This is a genomic window from Pseudomonas putida, from assembly GCF_028682455.1.
Lineage (GTDB): Bacteria > Pseudomonadota > Gammaproteobacteria > Pseudomonadales > Pseudomonadaceae > Aquipseudomonas > Aquipseudomonas putida_AA.
This window is the reverse complement of the sequence record NZ_JANHLD010000005.1, coordinates 268,665-289,621: the sequence shown is the minus strand read 5'-3', so window position 1 is coordinate 289,621 and position 20,957 is coordinate 268,665. Positions and strand designations below refer to the sequence as shown.

Below are 20,957 nucleotides of genomic sequence, written 5' to 3'. Positions count from 1 at the left end.
CACCTGCCCCGGCAGGAGATCACGCTATCAGCGTTTGCCGAGGATCTTGCCGAGCATTTCTGGCCGTGGCGCACCTTGCTGGGTTTGCAGTTGCTGTTGCTCGTCGAGGTAGAAGATCGCCGGAGTGGCCGACAGGCCCAGTTCTTCCATGATAGCCAGGTTGGCGTCGAGCTTGGCCTGGACGTCGGCGGGGATCTTGTCCAGTGCCTTGAGGGTGCTGGCCTTGCCGGCCTTCTCGTGGGTTTGCAGGGCCTTGACCGGGTCTTTGCTGGCCAGCAGCGCGGCCGACTTGCCCGGGCTGTCTTCACGGATGATGCCGACCATGATGTGGCGCAACTGCACCTTGCCCGAGTCGACCCACGGCCGTGCCTGCTGCCAGAAGAGGTTGCAGTACGGGCAGTTGGGATCGCTGAACAGGTAGACGATGCGCGGTGCATCGGCCTTGCCGTCGGCAATCCAGGCGGTCTTTTCCATCTTCGCCCAGACCTCCTTGGCCATCGGTGCGTAGACCAGTTTTTCCAGTGGCGCTTCGCTCAGGTCCTTGCCCTGTTCATCGAACAGGCTGCCGATCAGCACATGCTTGCCGTCGGGTGTCAGGTACAGGGCCATGCCGCGGTTCTGGTATTCGCCGGCATAGCCGCGCAGCCCGTTGGGCGCGTCGAAGCTGCCTTTGATTTTTACCCCCTTGGCTTCCATTTGCTGGACAGCCTTGGGCAGTTCTTCGGCGGTTACCGCCTGGCTGGCCAGCAGGCCGAGGGTGAGGGCGAGGGGCAGTTTCAGCAAAGCGTGCATGTGTCATTCCTTGAAGTGTCGGTGACGGCGGGTGCGGCGGGGCGCTCGAATGATTCCAGGGCGTGGCTGAGGCTGGCCCGCGACAGTTCGCCCAGGTGGCTGCCGATCAGGCGACCGTCGGCGTTGTAGAACAAGGTGGTAGGCAGGGCCATGGAGCCGACCTGCTGGGCCAGTTGGCCGCCGCTGTCGAACAGTACATGGGACAGGTTCAGGCCGGTGGTGGCGAGAAAGTTGCTGACGGTTTGCGGCGACTCCCCCTGGTTGACGAACAGGAAGGTGATGTCCGGACGTTCGTTCTGGCCTTGCTGCAGCACCGGCATTTCGCGCCGGCACGGCGGGCACCAGGTGGCCCAGAGGTTGATGACCAGGGGCCGGCCACGGTAGGCGCTGAGCTGCACGGCCTGGCCATCGGCCTTGCGCAGGCTGGTGTCGGGCAGTTGTGTGCCTTGTTCATACAGGTGGCTGCCCAGGCTGCCCAGCAGCCAGAACAACGCGCCGCTGAACAGTCCCCAGCCCAAGGGGCGACGCAGGGTAGGGCGGCGAAAACCTTGCGACAAGGCGCCTGCCGCCACGGCCAGCAAACCGGGCCAGAGCAGGAAGCCGCCATCGCGCAGGTCGACGATCTGCAGCGGGTCGTCCCGGTACATCGGCCAGTAGCTGAGCACAAAGCCCACCCGCGCAGCGAGCAGGCCCAGCAGGAACAGGCTGAACAGCACCGACTCGGGGTTGTCGCCGCCGCGCTTGGCCACGCGCCAGCCGACCAGGGTTGCCAGTGTCAGCGCGCAGAGCAGTAGCAGGTGATTCAAGGCCATGGTCAACGGCCCCAGGTTTACGGTCAGCATCAGCCTTGACTCCGGGTCTGGGCCCACTGTTCGAGGAAAGTCTTCGCATCGACCTCACCGGTAATCCGGCGCACCCGACGTTCATTGCCCTCCGGACCGATCCAGATCAGGCTGGGCGGGCCGGGTACCTGGTAGCGCTGCATCAACTCGCGACTCGACGGCGCATCGGCGGTCACATCCAGGCGTATCAGGCGTACGCCGCTCAAGGCGGCCAGCACGTCGGTGCGGGCGAACACCTGTTTCTCCATCACCTTGCACGACACACACCAGTCGGCATAGTAGTCCAGCATCACCCACTGGCCCTGGGCCTTGGCTGTATCCAGTTCACGCTGCAACTCGGCCGGCTGGGTCACCGTGACGAAGGCGTCGGTGTGCGCGACGCTGGCTACCGTGCCGCTCCCTGCACGGAAAGGCTGCAGCGGCTGCCAGGGATCATCGCCACCTGCCGCGGCACCGATCACCAGGAGGCTGCCCCAGAAGCCCAGCAGCAGTGGCAGGGCACGAATGGCGCGCAGGTTATGCAGCGCCGGCCATGCCGCCCAGGCCAGGGCGATCAGCCAGGCACCGGCCAGGCCCAGCCACAGTGAAGGCTCGAATACGGTACGCAGGGTGTACAGCGCCATGGCCAGGAATACGAAGCCGAACAGGCCCTTGACCAGGTTCATCCACGGGCCGGGGCGCGGCAGGTAGCGGTTGCCCAGGGTGACCAGCAACAGCAGCGGCAAGCCCATGCCCAGGCCGAGAGTGAACAGCACCAGGGCGCCATGCACCGCGTTGCCGCTCTGGGCGATGTAGAGCAGGGCGCCGGCCAGCGGCGCGGTCATGCACGGGCCCATCAGCAGCCCCGACAGCGCACCCAGCAGGGCCGCACCGTACAGGTTGCCGCCGCGGGTGCCTTGGCCGGCGCGCTCCAGGCGATCACGCAGCCAGGCCGGCAATTGCAGTTCGAAGGCGCCGAACATCGGCAACGCCAGCAACACGAACAGCGCCGCCAGGGTGCCCAGCAGCCAGGGTTGCTGCAGCCAGGCCTGCAGGCTGGCACCCAGCAGTGCGGCAACCACACCCAGGGCGGCATACACCAGGGCCATGCTCAGCACATAGACGCTGGCCAACGCCCAGCCCCGGCGGGCACTGACACCATTACCCAGCACCAGCCCGGCGAGAATCGGCAGCATCGGCAGCGAGCACGGGGTAAAGGCCAGCAACAGGCCAAGGCCCAGGAAGGCCAGCAGGCTCCAGGCCAGGCCTGACTGCTGCAGGCCGCCGGCCAGGGCCTGGTCGCTGGCCTGTTCAGTGGCTGGCTCATTGGCCTGGGCATCGCTCAGGCTGACCAGGTTGGTTTGCGGTGGGTAGCACAGGCCGGCATCGGCGCAGCCTTGCCAGCCCATGCGCAACTGGCCGCGGGCGTCGGCGGGCAGGATCAGCTCCAGCTCGCCGCGATACACCAGGGTTTCACCGAAGTACTCGTCCTGATGGGGCAGGGCCTCTGGCAATGCGGGCTGCTGTTCGGCGGGCAGGCCGTCGAACTTCAGACGCTTCTGGTACAGGTAGTAGCCGTCGGTGATTTTCCAGTGCAGGCGCATTTCGCCCGTGGTCAGCCGTTCGCTGCTGAACACGAAGGCCTTGTCCACCGGCAGGAAATCGCTTTGGGCAAAAGGGTTGGCCTGGGTCAGGCCGCTGAAGACAAACATCAGGACAATCAGTAAAGCGCGCATCTCGAAGCCTTGGCAGTGCGATGAACGGTCGATGCTGGCCATGCTCGATTAACCGAGTGTTAACCGCCAGGCATCGATTGTCGGGCCAGCCGCGACGATTCGGCCCTGGCACGGCATAATCCTGGCTTAATGCGCCTGCGCTTCACTGCCCACTTTGAGTCCCGAGACCCACCATGCACGTACTGCTCTGCGAGGATGACGACCTGATTGCCAGCGGCATCGCCGCCGGGCTGACCGCCCAGGGCATGACCGTTGACCGGGTGGCCACGGCCGGCGCCGCCCAGGCGATGCTTCAGGCGGCTGCCTTCGATGTGATGGTGCTGGACCTTGGCCTGCCCGATGAAGACGGGCTCAAGCTGCTCCAGCGCCTGCGTCAACAAGGCCAGAGCCTGCCGGTACTGGTGTTGACGGCCCGCGATGCGATCACCGACCGGGTCGACGGCCTGCAGGCCGGTGCCGACGACTACCTGCTCAAGCCCTTCGATCTGCGCGAACTGGCGGCGCGCTTGCACACCTTGTTGCGCCGCTCGGCGGGACGTGCGGTCAATATCATCGAACATGGCCCGCTCAGCTACGATCCCAGTAGCCGGGAAACCTGCCTGGGCGGGGTTCCGGTCGATCTGTCGCGACGTGAGCAGGCATTGCTGCAGGCCCTGTTGCACAACCGTGGCCGGGTCCTGTCCAGCGAGCAACTCAAGGACAGCGTCTACGGCTTTGGCGACGAGGTCGAGAGCAACGCCTTGAACGTGCATATCCATCACCTGCGCCGCAAGCTGGGCAACGGCATTGTCGAAACCGTGCGGGGCCTGGGCTATCGCCTGGGGCCTGCGCAACTGCCCGAGGTTTCGCAGCCATGAGCCTGCGAGTACGCCTGACGCTTATCCTGGGTGCCGCATTCGTGGCGATCTGGGCACTGGCGGCAGCCTGGATGCTGCGCGACCTGCGCCACCAGATGATGTTCTCCCTGGATCAGCGCCTGGTGGCGTCGGCCCGCATGGTGGCCGGCCTGATCGACCAGATGCCCCAGCCACTGGTAAGCAAGGGCGAGAGCACCCGGATCAGCGCCGATCAGCTCAGCGTGCCCGATGGCATGGCGTGCCAGGTGAGCTCGCTGCGTGGCGAAATCATTGCCCGCAACCACAGCAACGACCAGGTGCTCAACGACGACCGCAGCGGTTTTCGCGACCAGACCATCGACGATGCCCGTTGGCGCACCTTCACCTATTACCGCGCAGATGTACGGATCACCACGGCAGACCGCCACCAGGAGCGCGAAGCGCTGAACCGCTCGATCCTGCTGGCCGCCTCGGCGCCGGTGCTGGTCGCCCTGCTGGGTAGCCTGGGGTTACTGTGGATCGGTGTCGGCAAGGGCCTGGCGCCGCTCAACCGCATGCGCGATGCCCTGCGCCGGCGCAGCCCCGATGCCCTGGAGCCCTTGCAGGTGCGGGGCCTGCCCAGCGAGTTGCAGCCGCTGCTCGAGACCCAGAACCAATTGTTCCAGCGCATCGCCCAGACCATCGAGCGTGAACGCCGCCTGACCGACGATGCCGCCCATGAGCTGCGCACCCCTCTGACCGCCATCAAGACCCACCTGCAGGTGGCTCGCATGACCGATGGCGACATCCGCGAGCAGGCGCTTGAGCACGCCGAACAGGGCGCCGACCGATTGCACCGTACCCTGGAGCAACTGCTGTTGCTGGCGCGGGTGGAAGGCAGCCTGTCGTTCGAGGACGGTGTGCAGTGCAGCGCCGAGCAAGTGGCGCGCCAGGCGATCCAGGACACTGGCCTTGGCGATTCGCAGCGCATCGCGCTGCAGCTGGACCCAGGTGCCGCCCAGGCTTATCTGGGCATGCCTGCACCCTTGGCGGTAACCGCCTTGCGCAACCTGCTGGACAACGCCCTGCGCCACACCCGGGGAACCGAGCCGGTGGAGCTGGCGGTCCAGATGGACAAGGACCGTGTGGCCTTCACCGTGCGCGATCACGGCCCCGGGATTGCCGAGCAGGACCTGGAGCACCTGACCGAGCGCTTCTGGCGCCATGGCCAGAGCGGCGGTTGCGGCCTGGGCCTGGCGATTGTCCAGGCCATCGTCCAGCGCTGCGCCGGTTCCCTGCGCTTTGACAGCCGCAGCGACGGGTTGCGGGTGCTGCTGCAGATCCCGCTGCGCAGTGGTTGATCAGGTTAGCCGCAGGCCACCTTGATCCGCTCAGGCGGGCTTACCGGGCCTGCCAACCCCCACCCAGCGCTTTGTACAGCGCCACGCTGCCTTGCAGGCGAGCCAGGCGCAGCTGCACTTGCTGGTCCTGGGCCTGATACAGGGTGCGCTGGGTTTCGAGCACCGTCAGCAAGGTCTCGGCTCCGGCCCGGTAGCGGTTCTGCGACAGGGCAAAGGCGATGCGTGCTTGTTCGACTTCCTGATCCTGCCACTGGCGCTGGTTGTCGACGCCGCCGATGCCGGCGAGGGCTTTTTCAACGTCGGCAAAGCCGGCTATGATGCTGGCACGGTAGTTCTCCAGCAGTTCCTCCTCCACTGCCCGAGCCTTGTCGCGCTCGGCACTCAGTCGGCCATTGTTGAAGATCGGCGCCGTGAGCCCGGCACTGAGGGTGTAGTAGGGGCTGCGCAGGATGCGGGCAAAGGTATCGGCACCTGAACCCACATCTGCGCCCAGGGTAAAGCTTGGCAGCATCGCGGCGCGGGCCACGGTGACATCGGCCCGGGCTGCCGCCAGTCGTGCTTCGGCAGCGGCGATGTCGGGCCTGCGGCTGAGCAGGTCGCTGGGCACGCCGCTACCGATGCCGGGCCAGCGCAGGCCCTCGATGGCTTCCTGGATCGGCGGCAGCCGTTGCACCGGTTCGCCCAGCAAGGTCGCCAGGGTGATACGCGCTTCTTGCAGTTGCTGTTCGAACAACGGTACCTGGCGTGCTTGCCCGGCAACCAGGCTGCGCTGCTGGGCAAGTTCAAGGGCGGTGGCCGATCCTGAGTCGAAACGGGTCTGTACCAGGTTCAGCACATCCTTGGCGTTGGCCAGGTTGAGCCGGGCAATGCGCACCTTTTCGGCCAGGGCCAGGCTTTGCAGGTAGCTGTTGGCAACGCCGCCGAGCAAGGTCAGCTCGACGGTCTGGCGGTCGAAGCGGCTGGCGTCCAGGCCGTGCAGTGCGCTGTCACGGGCGGCGCGCTTGCCACCCCAGAAATCGATCTCGTAGCTGGCGCTCAGGCGCGTGTCAAAGGAAGTGCTGGTGCGCTCATAGTCGCTGGCATCCAGTTGGTCGAAGCCATCGCCACGCAGCAGGCGCTGGCGGCTGGCATCGAGGCCGAACTTGACCTCCGGCAGCAACGGCGCGCCGGCGATCACCGCCGAAGCCTGGGCCTGGCGAACGCGTGCGGCGGCAGCGGCCAGGTCGAAGCTTTTATGGCGGGCCTGCTGGATCAACTGATTGAGCTGCGCGCTGGCAAATTGTTGCCACCAGTGTTCGCCAGGCAACGGCTGATCGGGGTTGGCAAGCTGGCTTTGCCACTGGGCCGGTGTTGGCAAGTCGCTTTGTGGCGGCGTGGGCGTGGCGCTGCAGGCGGCGATTAACACGCTGATGGACAACAGGCTGAGACGGCTGGGCAGGTTCATGGACTATTCGCTGGCAAGGGCTTTGACCGGGTCGAGTCGGGCGGCTTTGCGCGCAGGCATGAAGCCGAACACCACCCCGGTAACCACCGCGCAGGCAAACGCGCCGAGGACGGCGGCCAGGGAGAAGGCCACGGCGATATCGGACAGCAGCAATCCACCGCCGATCAGTAGGGCCAGGGCGATGCCGGTGAGGCCGCCGACCATCGACAGCAGTACCGCTTCACTGAGGAACTGACGCAGGATGTCGCGCTGCCGCGCGCCGGTGGCCATGCGGATGCCGATCTCACGGGTGCGTTCGCGCACGGTCATCAGCATGATGTTCATCACCCCGATGCCGCCAACCAGCAACGAGATCGCGGCGATCGAGCCGAGCATCAGCGACAGGGTGTTCTGGGTGCGCGCTTCGGCCTGGATCAGCGCCGCGTCGTTGCTCAGTTCGTAGTCGTGCTTGCCGTTGTGCAGTTTGCGCATCAGCCTGTCGATGGCCGCTTCGGTTTCGGCCACTCGCCGCGAGTCGGCGGCGGCGATGGTCACGTACTCCGGGTCGCGGCTGCCGAACAGGCGAATGGCTGCGGCCGAGTAGGGCACCACGATGCGCTGGTCGCTGTCCTGATCGCCCGAGCTGGCACCTTTGCCCTGCAGCACACCGACCACTTGGAACGGCACGTTCTCCACCAGGATGTACTTTCCGATGGGATCGACTTGATCGCCCAGCAGCTTTTCCTTGACCTTCTGGCCGATCACCGCCACGGCGGCTGCGGTCTGCTCGTCGTCCTCGGTGAAGAAGCTGCCTTCGACCACGGGCCAGTTGAAGATCTCGGAGAAAAAGGTGTTGTTGCCGCCGACATAGAACTGCTGGTTGTTGTTGCCGTAGCGGACCATCAGCTTGTTGCCGATCACCGGCATGATCATCTTCACCTGGGGCAGGCTGCCTACCGCGGCGACATCCTCCAGGGTCACGACGCCGGCCGGTTCACGCAGGGTAGGGGCGCTGCCGCTGAGGTAGAGAATGTTGGAGCCGAACGCGGCCATCTGCGCCATCACCTGGCGCTTGCTGCCTTCGCCGACGGCCAGCATGACCACCACCGACGCCACGCCGATGACAATGCCAAGCAAGGTCAGGGCGGTGCGAAAGCGGTTGATCCACATGACCCGCCAGGCCGCTTGCAGGGCCTCGAGCAATTCGCCTTTCCAGGCGCCGCGGTGGGTGGCGCCCTGGTCCAGGCGCCGGCGCAGGTCTTCGGCTTGCAGGCCAGGGGCATCGGCCTGGGTGACCGGGTGTTGGTTGGCCGAGTCGCTGACTTTCAGGCCGTCGCGAATCTCGATGACGCGCTTGGCCCGCGCCGCGACTTCGCGGTCATGGGTGATCAGGATGACAACATGCCCCTGGCTTGCCAGCTCGTCGAGCAAGACCATGACCTCGGCGCCGCTCTGGCTGTCGAGGGCGCCGGTGGGCTCGTCGGCGAGAATGATATGGCCGCCGTTCATCAACGCCCGGGCGATCGACACCCGCTGCTGCTGGCCGCCGGAGAGTTGATGGGGGCGATTGTCGGTACGGCTGGCAAGCCCCAGTCGATCGAGCAGGGCGGCGGCGCGGGCATGGCGTTCGACAGCAGGTGTGCCGGCATAGATTGCCGGCATCTCGACGTTTTCCTGGGCCGAGCCCGACGCGATCAGGTGATAGCCCTGGAACACAAAGCCGAAGGCCTCGCGACGCAACCAGGCCAGCTCGTCGCTGTCCAGGTCGGCCACATTCCTGCCGGCGAACAGGTACTCGCCGGACGTTGGCCGGTCCAGGCAACCGAGGATGTTCATCAAGGTCGACTTGCCGGAACCGGAGGCACCGACGATGGCCACGAACTCGCCGGGGTGGATGGCCACGCTGATTCCTCGCACCACGTCGACCCTGGGAGTGTCGACCCCGCCATAGGATTTGCGGATGTCGCGCAGTTCGATCAGTGGTGTGCTCACCTCAACCTCCGCTGGCAGCAGGTGCGCCGATCAGCAGCCGTTCACCTTCGGCCAGGCCGTCCAGTACTTGCACCCGCAAGCGGTCGCTGAGCCCGGTGCGTACCCGACGCTGCTCGACCTTGCCGTTGGCGTTCAGCACCTGGGCAACAGCCATGCTCTGGGCGCTGGTGTCTTCATCCAGGGCCGCCACCGGTACGGTCAGCACCTTGCTGGCCCGCCCGGCGACGAAAAACACCTGGGTGGTCATTTCTGCCATCAGGGCGTTGTCGGCGTTGTCGACATCCAGCAGCACGGTGTACAGCACCACCTTGCTACCTGCGCCACTGCCAGCGGCACTGGCCGGGCTGCCGCCGCCCTGGCTGGACTGGTCCAGTGGCTTGGGCGGCACTGGGAGGATCTGGCGTACCGTGCTGTGCCAGCGACGCTTGCCGCCAGCCAGGGTGGTGAAGTAGGCCGTCATGCCGGGTTTGACGTGTCCGATATCGGCTTCCGATACCTGGGCCCAGACGGTCATCGGCGACAGCTTGGCGATGCGCAGGATCAACGGTGTTTGCTGCTGGGCGTTGAGGGTCTGGCCCTCGCGGGCATCGACGGCAACCACGGTGCCGGACATCGGTGCATAGATTCGGGTGTAGCCCAGCTCGGCTTCATCGCTGCGCAGGTTCGCCTGGGCCTGGCGGATCTGTGCGTGGTACATGTCGATGCGGGCCTGGGTGACCTTGAGTTGGGCCTGGGCACTTTGCACGTCTTCTTCGCGCGTGGCGCCGCCGGCGGCCAGGTTGCGCTGGCGCTTGTACTGTTGCTCGGCCAATTGGTACTGGGCTTGCTGCTCGGCAAGCTGGGCCTTGAGGTTGTCGATCGAGAAGCGACCGGCGTCGAGCCTGGCTTGTTGGGTCGAGGGGTCGATCTCGACCAGCAATTGGCCAGTCTTGACCGGGTCGCCCACCTCCACGTGCAGCTTGCGGATCTGCCCGGAAGCCTGGGCGCCGACGTCCACGTAGCGTCTGGGCTGCAAGGTGCCCAGTGCGGTGACGCTGCTTTCGATGTCCGTGCGGGTGACGCTGACGGTGCTCAGCGGGTCGCTACCGGCGGGCAGGGCTTTCCAGGCGAGCAGGGCGCTAAGGGCGAGCAAGCCGAGGCCGCACAGAAGCAGGCGGCGTTTGTTCGAAGGACGTCTCATGCGGGCTTCCAGCCAGGAGGGGGTGATACTCATAATGCAAATGATTGTAATTTGTATTGTTGCAAACTGCCATCATTCAGATCTGCTCGATGCAGCCATCGTTGAATAGCGTCAGGAAGATGTCGTTGTCGCCAGGCGTGCTGAAAATTCCTTGCAGGCCTTGCTTGATTTCTGAGGGATTCCCTACAACTATCAGTGAAGACCCTTTCACAGGCGGATTACCCGCCTCCAGCCTGTAGTTGAAATATTGGCGCAGTATGGTCAAGGAACGTCACTAACGCTCTCAAGCCTTGGTCATAGACGATGCCAAACAAATCCATGCGGATCCTGATTGCCGACGAGCACCCGATGCAGTTGATGCAGCTGGAAAAGATGCTCAACGGCATGGGCTATTACCGTATCGCCCCCGTGGAATGCTTCGAAGACCTGCAGCGTTTGGTGCAGGCGGCGTTGCAGCCGTTCAATCTGTTGGTTGGCAACATCGACCTGGCCAACCATGTCGGCGTCGACCTGGAGCGTTTTTGCCGGGTCAATTCGCAGATCCAGCATGCCCTGCTATACCAGTCCCAGCACCTGAAGGTGCCTGCCATTCCCGCCACCCAGCGCCAGGCGGTGAACATCAGCCTGCCCAAAGTGCCCGACAACGAAACCCTGCAGACCTTCATGGGCATCATCGATGCGCCCAAGGTGCTGGGGCAATTGCCGGGTATTACTGAGCGAATCCCGCATCCCGCTTATACCCCGCGACGGATGAGCTTTGGCTCGAGTGCGTTCTCCCGCCAGTCCTGAGCGCTGATAGCACCTGCGCACCCCAGGGGTGCGCGTTTTGTTATCCTCTTGCGTTTGCCCAGGCGCGCCGGCGTGCGCGTTGGTCTGCCCACTGATTGATGGATGCTCCTATGACAGCCACTACGCCTGCGCCAGCGATGCGCTTGAGCCGCAGTGACCACAAGACCCTGAGCCTGGCGGCATTGGGCGGCGCGCTGGAAATCTACGATTTCATCATCTTCGTGTTCTTTGCCCTGACCTTGAGTCAGCTGTTCTTCCCGCCGCAGATGCCGGAGTGGCTGCGCCTGCTGCAAAGCTTCGGCATTTTTGTCACGGGCTACCTGGCCAGGCCCCTTGGCGGCATCCTGATGGCGCATTTCGCCGATCACCTGGGGCGCAAGAAGGTCTTCAGCCTGAGTATCCTGATGATGGCCTTGCCGTGTTTGCTGATCGGCCTCATGCCGACCTACGCCGACATCGGCTACTTCGCCCCGCTGATCCTGCTGGCCCTGCGCATTCTGCAGGGCGCGGCGGTGGGCGGCGAAGTGCCCAGTGCCTGGGTGTTCGTGGCCGAGCACGCTCCGGTCGGGCGTCGCGGCTATGCCCTGGGCTTTCTCCAGGCCGGCCTGACCTTTGGCTACTTGCTCGGAGCCTTGACGGCGACCGCGCTGGCGCAGTGGTTCACCCCCCAGGAGATTCTCGACTACGCATGGCGCTATCCCTTCCTGCTGGGCGGTGTGTTCGGTGTGATCGGCGTGTGGCTGCGCCGCTGGCTGAGCGAGACGCCGGTGTTCCTGGCCTTGCGCGAACGGCGCGAGCAACCGGTAGCCTTTCCGCTGAGCACCGTGCTGCGCGAGCATCGGCGAGCGCTGGCGCCGGCGGTGCTGCTGACCTGTGTGCTGACCTCGGCGGTGGTGGTGCTGGTGGTGATTACCCCCACTATCATGCAGCAGCGCTTTGGCATGGACGCCGGGCATACCTTTGCCTTGAGCAGCATGGGCATTGTCTTTCTCAACATCGGTTGCGTGCTGGCGGGGTTGCTGGTTGACCGTATCGGTGCCTGGCGCGCATTGATGTTCTACAGCCTGCTGATGCCGCTGGGTATCGGCGCCTTGTACGCAAGCCTGGTGAGCGGCTGGGAATGGCCCGGCGTGGCCTATGCCCTGGCGGGGTTGGCTTGTGGCGTGGTGGGAGTGGTGCCGTCGGTGATGGTCGGTCTGTTCCCGGCGCCGATTCGTGTGTCGGGCATTTCCTTCACCTACAACATTGCCTATGCATTGTGGGCCAGTACCACGCCGTTGATGCTGATCGCTCTGATGCCATGGAGCCCATGGGTGTGCGCGGGTTTCGCGTTGGTGATGGGGGCTGTGGGGTTGTTGACGGCGATGTATTTCGGCGGACGGGAAGGCGCGACGATCGAGGAAGCAGGGGTGCGATGCTGACGGTTGTCCCGGGGCAAGCCTGCTCCTACAAAATAAAAAGCCCCCTGGCCGTGAGGCGAGGGGGCTTTTTTAGTGGCGGGCCGGCTTACATGTTCGGGTAAGTCGGGCCACCGGCGCCTTCCGGCGTGACCCAGGTGATGTTCTGCGAAGGGTCCTTGATGTCACAGGTCTTGCAGTGCACGCAGTTCTGGGCGTTGATCTGAAAGCGCTTGGCGCCGTCTTCCTGGGTGACTACCTCGTACACGCCCGCCGGGCAGTAACGCTGGGCCGGCTCGTCGTACAGGGGCAGGTTGGTGCCGATCGGGATGCTCGCATCGGCCAGCTTGAGGTGGCACGGCTGTTCTTCTTCATGGTTGGTGCTGGAGAGGAACACCGAGCTCAGCTTGTCGAAGCTGAGTTTGCCATCAGGCTTGGGATAGTCGATTTTCTTCGAATCAGCTGCAAGTTTCAGGCAGGCGTAGTCCGGCTTGGTGTCGTGCAGGGTGAACGGTAGCTTGCCGCCAAACCAGTTCTGGTCAACGTAGTTGAACGCAGCGCCGAGCATCGGGCCGAACTTGTGCATGGCCGGGCCGAAGTTACGGCTGGCGAACAGTTCTTCATACAGCCAGCTGGCCTTGAACGCTTCGACGTAGGTGTTGAGCTGATCGCCGCCTTCGCTACCGGCCAGCAGGGCATCGGCCACTGCGTCTGCTGCGAGCATGCCGGACTTCATGGCAGTGTGGCTGCCCTTGATCTTGGCCACGTTCATGGTGCCCAGGTCGCAGCCGATCAGGGCGCCACCGGCGAAAACCATTTTAGGCAGCGAGTTCAAGCCGCCCTTGGCCAGGGCGCGGGCGCCGTAGCTGATGCGCTTGCCACCTTCGAGGTACTGGCTGATCACCGGGTGGTGCTTGAGGCGCTGGAACTCGTCGAACGGCGACAGGAACGGGTTGGCGTACGACAGGTCGACGATCAGGCCGACAACCACCTGGTTGTTTTCCAGGTGATAAAGGAAGGAACCACCGGTGTTGTCCTTGGCCATCACATCCAGCGGCCAGCCGGCGGTGTGCACGACCAAGCCCTGTTCGTGCTTGGCCGGGTCGATTTCCCAGATTTCCTTGAGGCCGATGCCGTAGTGCTGGACGTCGGCGTCGCTGTCGAGGTTGAAGCGCTTGATCAGTTGCTTGCCGATATGGCCACGGCAGCCTTCGGCAAACAAGGTGTACTTGCCGCGCAGTTCCATGCCTGGGGTGTACAGGCCGTCTTTAGGATTGCCTTCACGGTCGACACCCAGGTCGCCGGTGATGATCCCGCGTACCACGCCGTTCTCGTCGAACAGCGCTTCCTGGGCGGCGAAGCCCGGGTAGATCTCCACGCCCAGGTTCTCGGCCTGCTGGGCGAGCCAGCGGCACAGGTTGCCCAGGGAGATGATGTAGTTGCCTTCGTTGTGCATGGTCTTGGGCACGAACAGGTCCGGGACCTTGATCGAGCTGCCAGCATCCTTGAGCACATAGATGTCGTCGCGTTTGACGGCGGTGTTGAGCGGGGCGCCGAGCTCTTTCCAGTCCGGGAACAGTTCGTTCAGGGCGCGTGGTTCGAACACCGCGCCGGAGAGGATGTGGGCACCGACTTCAGAGCCTTTCTCAACCACGCAAACGCTGATTTCGTTACCGGCTTCGGCGGCCTTCTGCTTCAGTCGGCAGGCGGCGGACAGGCCCGCCGGGCCGGCGCCGACGATGACCACGTCGAATTCCATGTATTCGCGTTCCACAGGTTCTCTCCTACTCAAGGCTCATCGGTTTTTCTTTGTTGGCGGGTGTCAGGCGGTCATTTTGAATGCGCTCGGGCTGTAGCTCGAGTGATGACGGACTACACCGCTTTCTCTTGGCCGCGCATTATATCTACACCACTCACGGGGTCCAATACAAACGTTTGTTTGAATTTGCCGCAGGCCAGTAAAATCAAAGAAGCGCGGCTTGAAGCTGACCGGTTTGCCGTATTGACCGGATTGGGCGTTACGGTCAAGATACGAGCGGTTTTGCGCTCGCCGTAGGCTGACCGTCGGATGCAGGTGCACCCCTAAAAACCAGGCGAAAAGCAGGGCATTGAGGCCTTAACCCGCTTTGTAGTGGAGTTTACACACCACGACAGAAAATGGACCACGGGTTTTGCTTCTGCAAGGTCAAATCGAGACCGCTAAGTCAGGGTTGAATTCGACCGGCTGCAATCGTTTTTAGAGGTGCCCTTGTACCCACGCGCAATCGCCGGGTTTGCCCCAGGCGACATTCTTTTCACCGGAGAGTAACGAGGAATCCATGAAGGTTCTTGTAGCTGTCAAACGAGTGGTCGACTATAACGTCAAGGTTCGCGTCAAGGCGGACAACTCCGGCGTCGACCTTGCTAACGTCAAGATGTCCATGAACCCCTTCTGCGAAATCGCCGTAGAAGAAGCCGTACGCCTGAAAGAAAAGGGCGTGGCGAGCGAGATCGTCGTCGTTACCGTAGGCCCCGCTACGGCGCAGGAGCAGTTGCGTACTGCCCTGGCACTGGGTGCCGACCGTGCGGTGCTGGTCGAATCCGCCGACGAGCTGACCTCCCTGGCCGTGGCCAAGCTGCTCAAGGCTGTGGTCGACAAAGAGCAACCTCAGCTGGTGATCCTTGGCAAGCAAGCCATCGACAGCGACAACAACCAGACCGGCCAGATGCTGGCTGCGCTGACCGGCTTCGCCCAGGGTACTTTCGCCTCCAAGGTCGAAGTCGCTGGCGACAAGGTCAACGTCACCCGTGAAATCGACGGCGGCCTGCAGACTGTTGCGCTGAACCTGCCTGCGATCGTCACCACCGACCTGCGTTTGAACGAGCCACGCTACGCGTCGCTGCCAAACATCATGAAGGCCAAGAAAAAGCCTCTGGAAACCGTTACTCCAGACGCGCTGGGCGTTTCCACCGCCTCCACCAACAAGACCCTGAAAGTCGAAGCGCCGGCTGCTCGCAGCGCTGGTATCAAGGTCAAGTCGGTTGCTGAACTGGTCGAGAAACTGAAGAACGAGGCGAAGGTAATCTAAATGACTATCCTGGTTATCGCTGAACACGAAAACGGTGCCGTTGCCCCGGCCACCCTGAACACTGTTGCCGCTGCCGCCAAGATCGGTGGCGACATCCACGTGCTGGTCGCTGGCCAGAACGTAGGTGGTGTTGCTGAAGCCGCAGCGAAAATCGCCGGCGTCGCCAAGGTGCTGGTTGCCGACAACGCTGCCTACGCGCACCAACTGCCAGAAAACGTCGCTCCGCTGGTCGCCGAGTTGGGCAAGGGCTACAGCCACGTGCTGGCACCTGCCACCTCCAACGGCAAGAACATCCTGCCGCGCGTTGCCGCGCTGCTGGACGTCGACCAGATCTCCGAGATCATCTCGGTTGAATCGGCTGACACCTTCAAGCGTCCGATCTACGCCGGTAACGCTATCGCCACCGTACAGTCCAACGCTGCCGTCAAGGTCATCACCGTACGTGCCACCGGCTTCGACGCCGTTGCCGCCGAAGGTGGTTCGGCTGCGGTCGAAAGCGTCGCTGCAGCGCATGACGCTGGTAAATCGGCGTTCGTTGGCGAAGAGCTGGCCAAGTCCGACCGTCCTGAGCTGACCGCTGCCAAAATCGTCGTTTCCGGCGGTCGCGGCATGCAGAACGGCGACAACTTCAAGCACCTGTACTCCCTGGCCGACAAGCTGGGTGCTGCCGTTGGCGCTTCGCGCGCTGCGGTCGACGCAGGTTTCGTACCCAACGACATGCAGGTCGGTCAGACCGGCAAGATCGTTGCGCCACAGCTGTACATCGCCGTTGGTATCTCCGGCGCGATCCAGCACCTGGCCGGCATGAAAGACTCCAAAGTGATCGTTGCGATCAACAAGGACGAAGAAGCGCCGATCTTCCAGGTGGCCGACTACGGCCTGGTGGCTGATCTGTTCGAAGCCGTACCTGAGCTGGAGAAGCTGGTTTAATCCCGCTGCTTCACTTATAAAGGGCCCGGTCCGGGCGGGTTGTGCAAGCCAGTCTTGCGCAACCCAGCGGACCGGGCTTTTTTATTGTGCGAGAAGGTAAGGAGTCGTTTGCATGGGATGGCTTGGCCGGATGAACACGGCGCTGGTGCTCGCTGCGGTGTTGCTGCCGTCGCAGGCAATGGCAGCGGGCAAGTGCGAGCGCCTGGTGGCGACCGGCAGTCCCGACGCTCCGCCTTATTTATGGCGCGACCCCAAGGACCCCAAGCACCTGATCGGCGCCAATGCCGATCTGCTCGACCAGGTTGCGACGCAGCTTGGGGTGAAAGTCGAGATTCTCTACAGCGGCACCCGCAGCGAGGCCCTTGAACAGGTGCGCAGTGGGCGGGTCGACATGCTGATCGATGCGCCCCTGGTGGTGGCTGAGCTGACGGCGGTGGACTACGTTCATCCGCCCCTGATGCACAACGAGTACCTGGTCTGGACCCGGCACGACTCGCCGCTGGTCTACGATGGCCTGGCCGATTTGCATGAGCGCCAGGGCAGCCTGTCGCAAAAGTCCCGGCTGACCCCCGAATTCGAAGCCTTTGCCAAGTCCAATTTGAAACTCTCATCGGCACAGAACCTTACTCAGGCCTTTCAGCAGTTGTTGCTGGGTCAGGTGGAGTACGTGCTGGCCGGGCGTTACTCGGGCATGGCCATGGCGCAATCGCTGGGTATGAGCAATGAACTGGTGGCGCGCGGCTTGCCCCTGGATCGCCCGGGGTTGTATGTGGCGCTGTCGCATAATTCAGCCTGCAATGACACCTGGATACGCGGACAACTGGCGAAAAAGCTGACAGAATTGCCGGCCTCCGGCGTGTCTCAGGCGGTGCTGCAACGCAATATCGAGCGCTGGAAAGCGCAGATGCAGGCACCGCTGGATGCCCCTAAACAGTAGGAAGATTGTGTGAGAACCCAACCACTATTCGCCGCCCTGGCGCTACTGGCCTTGGCCGGATGTGCCAATGACCCGGCACCCAATGAGCAGTTTCGCTTGTCTGAGCAGGCGCTGGAGCAGGCCAAGGCCGTCGGCGCGACCGATGAGGTGGCCGAGCTGAAGCTGGCCGAAGACAAAATGGCCAGGGCCCGGGTCAACATGACCAGTGAGGCCTACCGCGATGCCCGCATGCGCGCCGAGCAGGCCGAGCTTGATGCGCGCCTGGCCGAAGCGCGGGTACTGACCAGCAAGAGCAAAGAGCAGCTGGACCTGCTGCAGTCGCGGGTCAATCGCCTGCGCAAACAGTTGGGGGAACAGCAGTGAGTTCGATCAAACCTATTGCGGCCCTGCTGTTGGTCGGGATCGTGGGCCTGCAGGGTTGTGCCAGCCAGCGCAGCGAATCGGCGCTCGATGACGCGACCGCCAAGTTCCAGACCGTCAAGGACGATTCCGATGTGTTGCGCAGCGCGCCCCGGGATGTCATCCGTGCCGGTGAATCCCTGGCCCGGGCCGATCGGCTATCCACTTACCTGGGCACTGGTGCCGATGTTCGCCACTATGCATACCTGAGCGAGCGCTACAGCGATATCGCCCGCGAGCACACCAACCTGGTGCTCAACCAGGAGCGCCTGGCCAAGCTGGAACTTGAGCGCCAGCGCCTTCAGCTGGCATTGCGCGAAGCCAAGCTCGCCAGCGTGCAGCAACAGGGCAAGTGGGTCGAGGCGCAGATTGTCAGCCTGGCTACCACCGAGGGGGATCGCGGCCTGGTGATGACCTTGGGGGATGTGCTGTTCGACACCGGTCGTGCGGAGTTGAAGAATTCGGCCAGCCGTACCGTGCTCAAGCTGGTGCAGTTCCTGCAGCTCAACCCCAAGCGCATCGTACGCATCGAGGGGTACACCGACAGTACGGGTGCGCCGGAAGACAATCTCAAGTTGTCCCGGGATCGGGCCCAGGCCGTGGCAGACATGCTGGTCGATCTGGGTGTCGACGAGAAACGAATCGAGGTCGAAGGCTATGGTGACCAGTACCCGGTCGAGGCCAATGCCTCGGAGCGGGGCAGGGCGCAGAATCGCCGGGTCGAGATTGTCTTCTCCGACGAAAAGGGCAAGCTCGGCGCAGCGCGCTGAGGTAGTTGTATAAAAAACCCGACGAGTGACCTCGTCGGGTTTTTTTGTGCCCTGTGAAAGGGTCGACAGCAGGCGCTGTCACACAACTGTATTGTCTACTATTCTGCAATCTGTCCCAGTACACTTTGCAACTGTTCCGGTATTCTGGCTCGAAAATCGAGTCGAACAACAATAACTACATTGCCTGCGTGTCGAGAACCGATCATGACCAACCTGCTGCTCTATCAACGCATTGCCCAGCAATTGGCCGAGGATATCCGGCGCGGTGTCTATCAGCCGGGTGAGCGGGTGCCGTCGGTGCGCAAGATGAGTTCGCAGCTCAATGTCAGTCATGCCACCGTGCTGCAGGCCTACGCCAACCTGGAAGACCAGGGGCTGATCCGTGCTCGCCCGCAGTCCGGCTACTACGTACACCAGACCCCAGCGCTGACTGCGCAAACCCCGGACATCGCCAGGGTAGAGCGGCCGGGCCTGGTTACCCGCAGCAGTATCATCCAGCAGGTGTTGACCGAGGCGCGGCGCGACGGGGTATTTCCGTTTGGTGCAGCGGTGCCGCATGTCGACTACCTGCCGGTGCGGGCGTTGCACCAACAATTGGCCAAGGTCACGCGCTTTCATAGCCCGCGCGCCTTCAGCTATATGTTCAGCCCGGGGTTCGAGCCGTTGCGCCGGCAGATTGCCATTCGAATGCGCGATGCCGGGGTCGTGGTCGATCCCAGCGAAGTGGTCGTCACCCACGGTTGTGTCGATGCGCTGCAAATGTCGCTGCGGGTTTTGACCAAACCTGGCGACCTGATCGCCGCCGAATCGCCTACTTATTATGGACTGTTGCAACTGGCCGACCTGCTGGGGCTCAAGGTCATCGAGATTCCCAGCGACCCGTCTACCGGTATCAGCCTGGAGGCGCTGCAACTGGCAGCCAACCAGTGGTCGATCAAGGCATTGGTGTTGACCGCGCGCCTGAGTAATCCACTCGGCGGCACCATTCCCGAGGATCGCCAGAAGCAGCTGCTGCGCTTGGCGTCGGATTTCGACATACAGATCGTTGAAGACGATATCTATGGCGAACTGATGTTCGAGCAGGGCAAGACCAAGGCACTCAAGGCGTTCGACCGCCTGGGGCGGGTGATCTACTGTTCGAGCTTTTCCAAGACCTTGTCGCCAGGTGTGCGCATTGGCTGGATGATCGCCGGCAAGTACCAGGCTGAAATCCAGCGCTTGCAGACCTTCACCACGCATTCCGCTTGCAGTGTGACCCAAATGGGCGTGGCCGCTTACCTTGAGAACGGCGGCTACGACCGCCACCTGCGCTATATCCGCCAGGAGTACCGCAAGAACCTCAGCGCCTACCAGCTGGCGGTGCAGCAGCACTTCCCGGAAGGTACTCAGATGACCCGGCCCACCGGCGGATTTATTCTCTGGGTCAGCCTGCCCGGGCGGGTCAATACCCAGGAGTTGCATGTGCGTGCGCTGCAGCAGGGGATCAGCATCGCGCCGGGTCTGATCTTCAGCAATACAGAACAGTTCAACCACTGCATTCGACTGAACTGCGGGATTCCGTGGAACCGCGAGGCGGAACGTGCCTTGATGACCTTGGGGATGTTGGCCAGCCAGTTGTGCCAGGAGACCGGATCGACCGGCTTTTTCTAACTTGCCAGTCTTCGCGGGAACGGGGAGCATAGGCACTTTATGGAATGATCGTCAGTGTCTATGAAAGCGTTGCGTGGTGTCGGCCTGGTCCTGTGTTTGCTGGTCGCTTGGGTCGGCAACGGCTCGGCCATGGTCCAGGCGGCGCCCGAGGCGGGCGCGTCCACGGCAAAAAAGGCACCGGCGACAGAAAAGCATAAGCCAGCGGTACGCCACAAAGCGTCCAAGCCCGCCAAGCCTGCGCCCGAGCCCCTGCCCAGTGCCAGGGTCGATCTCAGCCTACCTGCCGACATGGTCAAGGATCTCAAGCCGGCCTCCCAGGATCCGGTGTCAACGCCAAAGCCGTTGCTGCCTTACCTGTTTGGCGAAAAACCTCCTTCCGACAGTCCGTTTCAGCTGAACGGCCGGCTGTTGAGCAACGAGATGCAGCTGCAACTGCGCAATGATGCTCGTCAGGATATCGAAGGCGCCGCCATCGAATTCGAGTTCAAGCAATAGCTGCGGTGACTCGCCAGTCACCGTAAATGCGCTGATTTTTCGTATTACGAGTAATTTCAAACGCCTGTTTAAACGAGTACTATCCAGGCTCATTCATCATTTGTTGCACCGAGGATTCTGTTGTCATGAACTGCCGTGAAGGTTGTGGCGCCTGCTGCATTGCGCCCTCCATCAGCTCTGCGATTCCTGGTATGCCCAAGGGTAAACCGGCGGGTGAGCGTTGCCTGCATTTGTCGGCTGCCAACCTGTGTGGCTTGTTCGGCAAGCCCGAACGGCCGGCGGTGTGTGGCGGGTTCAAGGCCGAGGCAGAGGTGTGCGGCAGCGATCGCGATGAGGCGATCAGAATCCTTGGTTGGCTGGAGCAAATGACGGCAGCTTGAAACGCGGATCTTCGACAATAAG

At 63.1% G+C, this 20,957-nt stretch carries 20 protein-coding genes; 12 read left to right on the top strand and 8 right to left on the bottom strand.

All coding sequences use genetic code 11. The annotated features are described in order from the left end of the window. Positions 1-27: 27 nt before the first annotated feature. The 3 genes from dsbG to dsbD are packed head-to-tail and all read right to left on the bottom strand — an operon-like array spanning position 28 to position 3,349. The gene (gene dsbG / locus NPS58_RS28285; protein WP_274118489.1) at positions 28-792 is read right to left on the bottom strand and encodes a thiol:disulfide interchange protein DsbG; all 765 of its coding nucleotides are present in this window, start codon (positions 790-792) and stop codon (positions 28-30) included. Further along, positions 777-1,634, bottom strand: coding sequence for a TlpA family protein disulfide reductase (locus NPS58_RS28280; protein ID WP_274118488.1), 858 nt, complete (start codon positions 1,632-1,634; stop codon positions 777-779). Before NPS58_RS28280 ends, dsbG begins: the two co-directional genes overlap by 16 nt. Beyond that, on the bottom strand, positions 1,634-3,349 hold the full coding sequence (gene dsbD, locus NPS58_RS28275) for a protein-disulfide reductase DsbD (protein ID WP_274118570.1): 1,716 nt from the start codon (positions 3,347-3,349) through the stop codon (positions 1,634-1,636). The genes NPS58_RS28280 and dsbD overlap by 1 nt, the downstream gene beginning before the upstream one ends. Positions 3,350-3,522: 173 nt before the next feature. Between dsbD and NPS58_RS28270 the strand changes: the two genes are divergently transcribed. Both NPS58_RS28270 and NPS58_RS28265 read left to right on the top strand, forming a co-directional pair. Next, on the top strand, positions 3,523-4,206 hold the full coding sequence (locus tag NPS58_RS28270; protein ID WP_274118487.1) for a response regulator: 684 nt from the start codon (positions 3,523-3,525) through the stop codon (positions 4,204-4,206). Next, complete coding sequence (locus NPS58_RS28265; protein ID WP_274118486.1) at positions 4,203-5,525, top strand: ATP-binding protein; 1,323 nt, start codon at positions 4,203-4,205, stop codon at positions 5,523-5,525. The genes NPS58_RS28270 and NPS58_RS28265 overlap by 4 nt, the downstream gene beginning before the upstream one ends. A gap of 40 nt (positions 5,526-5,565) precedes the next feature. Here NPS58_RS28265 and NPS58_RS28260 read toward each other — a convergent pair whose 3' ends face one another. The 4 genes from NPS58_RS28260 to NPS58_RS28245 form a co-directional block, all read right to left on the bottom strand. After that, entirely contained in the window at positions 5,566-6,969 is a 1,404-nt protein-coding gene (locus NPS58_RS28260) for an efflux transporter outer membrane subunit (protein WP_274118485.1), read from the bottom strand. A gap of 3 nt (positions 6,970-6,972) precedes the next feature. Then, positions 6,973-8,940, bottom strand: a complete 1,968-nt coding sequence (locus tag NPS58_RS28255; protein ID WP_274118484.1) for a MacB family efflux pump subunit — start codon at positions 8,938-8,940, stop codon at positions 6,973-6,975. 1 nt (position 8,941) lies between these two features. Continuing rightward, positions 8,942-10,120 carry an efflux RND transporter periplasmic adaptor subunit gene (locus NPS58_RS28250; RefSeq protein WP_274118483.1) on the bottom strand — a complete coding sequence of 393 codons (1,179 nt, stop codon included), beginning with the start codon at positions 10,118-10,120 and terminating at the stop codon, positions 8,942-8,944. A gap of 76 nt (positions 10,121-10,196) precedes the next feature. After that, on the bottom strand, positions 10,197-10,385 hold the full coding sequence (locus tag NPS58_RS28245; RefSeq protein ID WP_274118482.1) for a hypothetical protein: 189 nt from the start codon (positions 10,383-10,385) through the stop codon (positions 10,197-10,199). Between the two features lie 38 nt (positions 10,386-10,423). Between NPS58_RS28245 and NPS58_RS28240 the strand changes: the two genes are divergently transcribed. Beyond that, complete coding sequence (locus tag NPS58_RS28240; protein ID WP_274118481.1) at positions 10,424-10,909, top strand: histidine kinase; 486 nt, start codon at positions 10,424-10,426, stop codon at positions 10,907-10,909. 110 nt (positions 10,910-11,019) lie between these two features. Further along, on the top strand, positions 11,020-12,330 hold the full coding sequence (locus tag NPS58_RS28235) for an MFS transporter (RefSeq protein WP_274118480.1): 1,311 nt from the start codon (positions 11,020-11,022) through the stop codon (positions 12,328-12,330). 85 nt (positions 12,331-12,415) lie between these two features. Here the strand turns inward: NPS58_RS28235 and NPS58_RS28230 are convergent, their stop codons facing one another. Then, positions 12,416-14,080: an electron transfer flavoprotein-ubiquinone oxidoreductase gene (locus NPS58_RS28230; RefSeq protein WP_274118479.1), complete on the bottom strand. Its 1,665-nt coding sequence runs from the start codon at positions 14,078-14,080 to the stop codon at positions 12,416-12,418. Positions 14,081-14,624: 544 nt separating this feature from the next. Between NPS58_RS28230 and NPS58_RS28225 the strand changes: the two genes are divergently transcribed. From NPS58_RS28225 to NPS58_RS28190, 8 genes are all read left to right on the top strand, one after another. Next, the gene (locus NPS58_RS28225; protein ID WP_028945368.1) at positions 14,625-15,374 is read left to right on the top strand and encodes an electron transfer flavoprotein subunit beta/FixA family protein; all 750 of its coding nucleotides are present in this window, start codon (positions 14,625-14,627) and stop codon (positions 15,372-15,374) included. Continuing rightward, positions 15,375-16,304 carry an electron transfer flavoprotein subunit alpha/FixB family protein gene (locus NPS58_RS28220; protein WP_274118478.1) on the top strand — a complete coding sequence of 310 codons (930 nt, stop codon included), beginning with the start codon at positions 15,375-15,377 and terminating at the stop codon, positions 16,302-16,304. Between the two features lie 112 nt (positions 16,305-16,416). Further along, on the top strand, positions 16,417-17,241 hold the full coding sequence (locus NPS58_RS28215) for a substrate-binding periplasmic protein (RefSeq protein ID WP_425313160.1): 825 nt from the start codon (positions 16,417-16,419) through the stop codon (positions 17,239-17,241). A gap of 9 nt (positions 17,242-17,250) precedes the next feature. Further along, positions 17,251-17,604 (top strand): DUF4398 domain-containing protein, encoded by a 354-nt coding sequence (locus tag NPS58_RS28210; RefSeq protein ID WP_274118477.1) that lies wholly within the window; start codon positions 17,251-17,253, stop codon positions 17,602-17,604. Further along, a complete protein-coding gene (locus tag NPS58_RS28205) occupies positions 17,601-18,410 on the top strand; it encodes an OmpA family protein (RefSeq protein ID WP_274118476.1) in 810 nt (269 codons plus the stop codon). Before NPS58_RS28210 ends, NPS58_RS28205 begins: the two co-directional genes overlap by 4 nt. Before the next feature lie 204 nt (positions 18,411-18,614). Next, positions 18,615-20,060 (top strand): PLP-dependent aminotransferase family protein, encoded by a 1,446-nt coding sequence (locus NPS58_RS28200; protein WP_274118475.1) that lies wholly within the window; start codon positions 18,615-18,617, stop codon positions 20,058-20,060. 60 nt (positions 20,061-20,120) lie between these two features. Further along, the gene (locus tag NPS58_RS28195; protein WP_274118474.1) at positions 20,121-20,555 is read left to right on the top strand and encodes a translation initiation factor 2; all 435 of its coding nucleotides are present in this window, start codon (positions 20,121-20,123) and stop codon (positions 20,553-20,555) included. Between the two features lie 125 nt (positions 20,556-20,680). Next, positions 20,681-20,935 carry a YkgJ family cysteine cluster protein gene (locus NPS58_RS28190; RefSeq protein WP_274118473.1) on the top strand — a complete coding sequence of 85 codons (255 nt, stop codon included), beginning with the start codon at positions 20,681-20,683 and terminating at the stop codon, positions 20,933-20,935. The last annotated feature ends 22 nt before the right edge of the window (positions 20,936-20,957 follow it).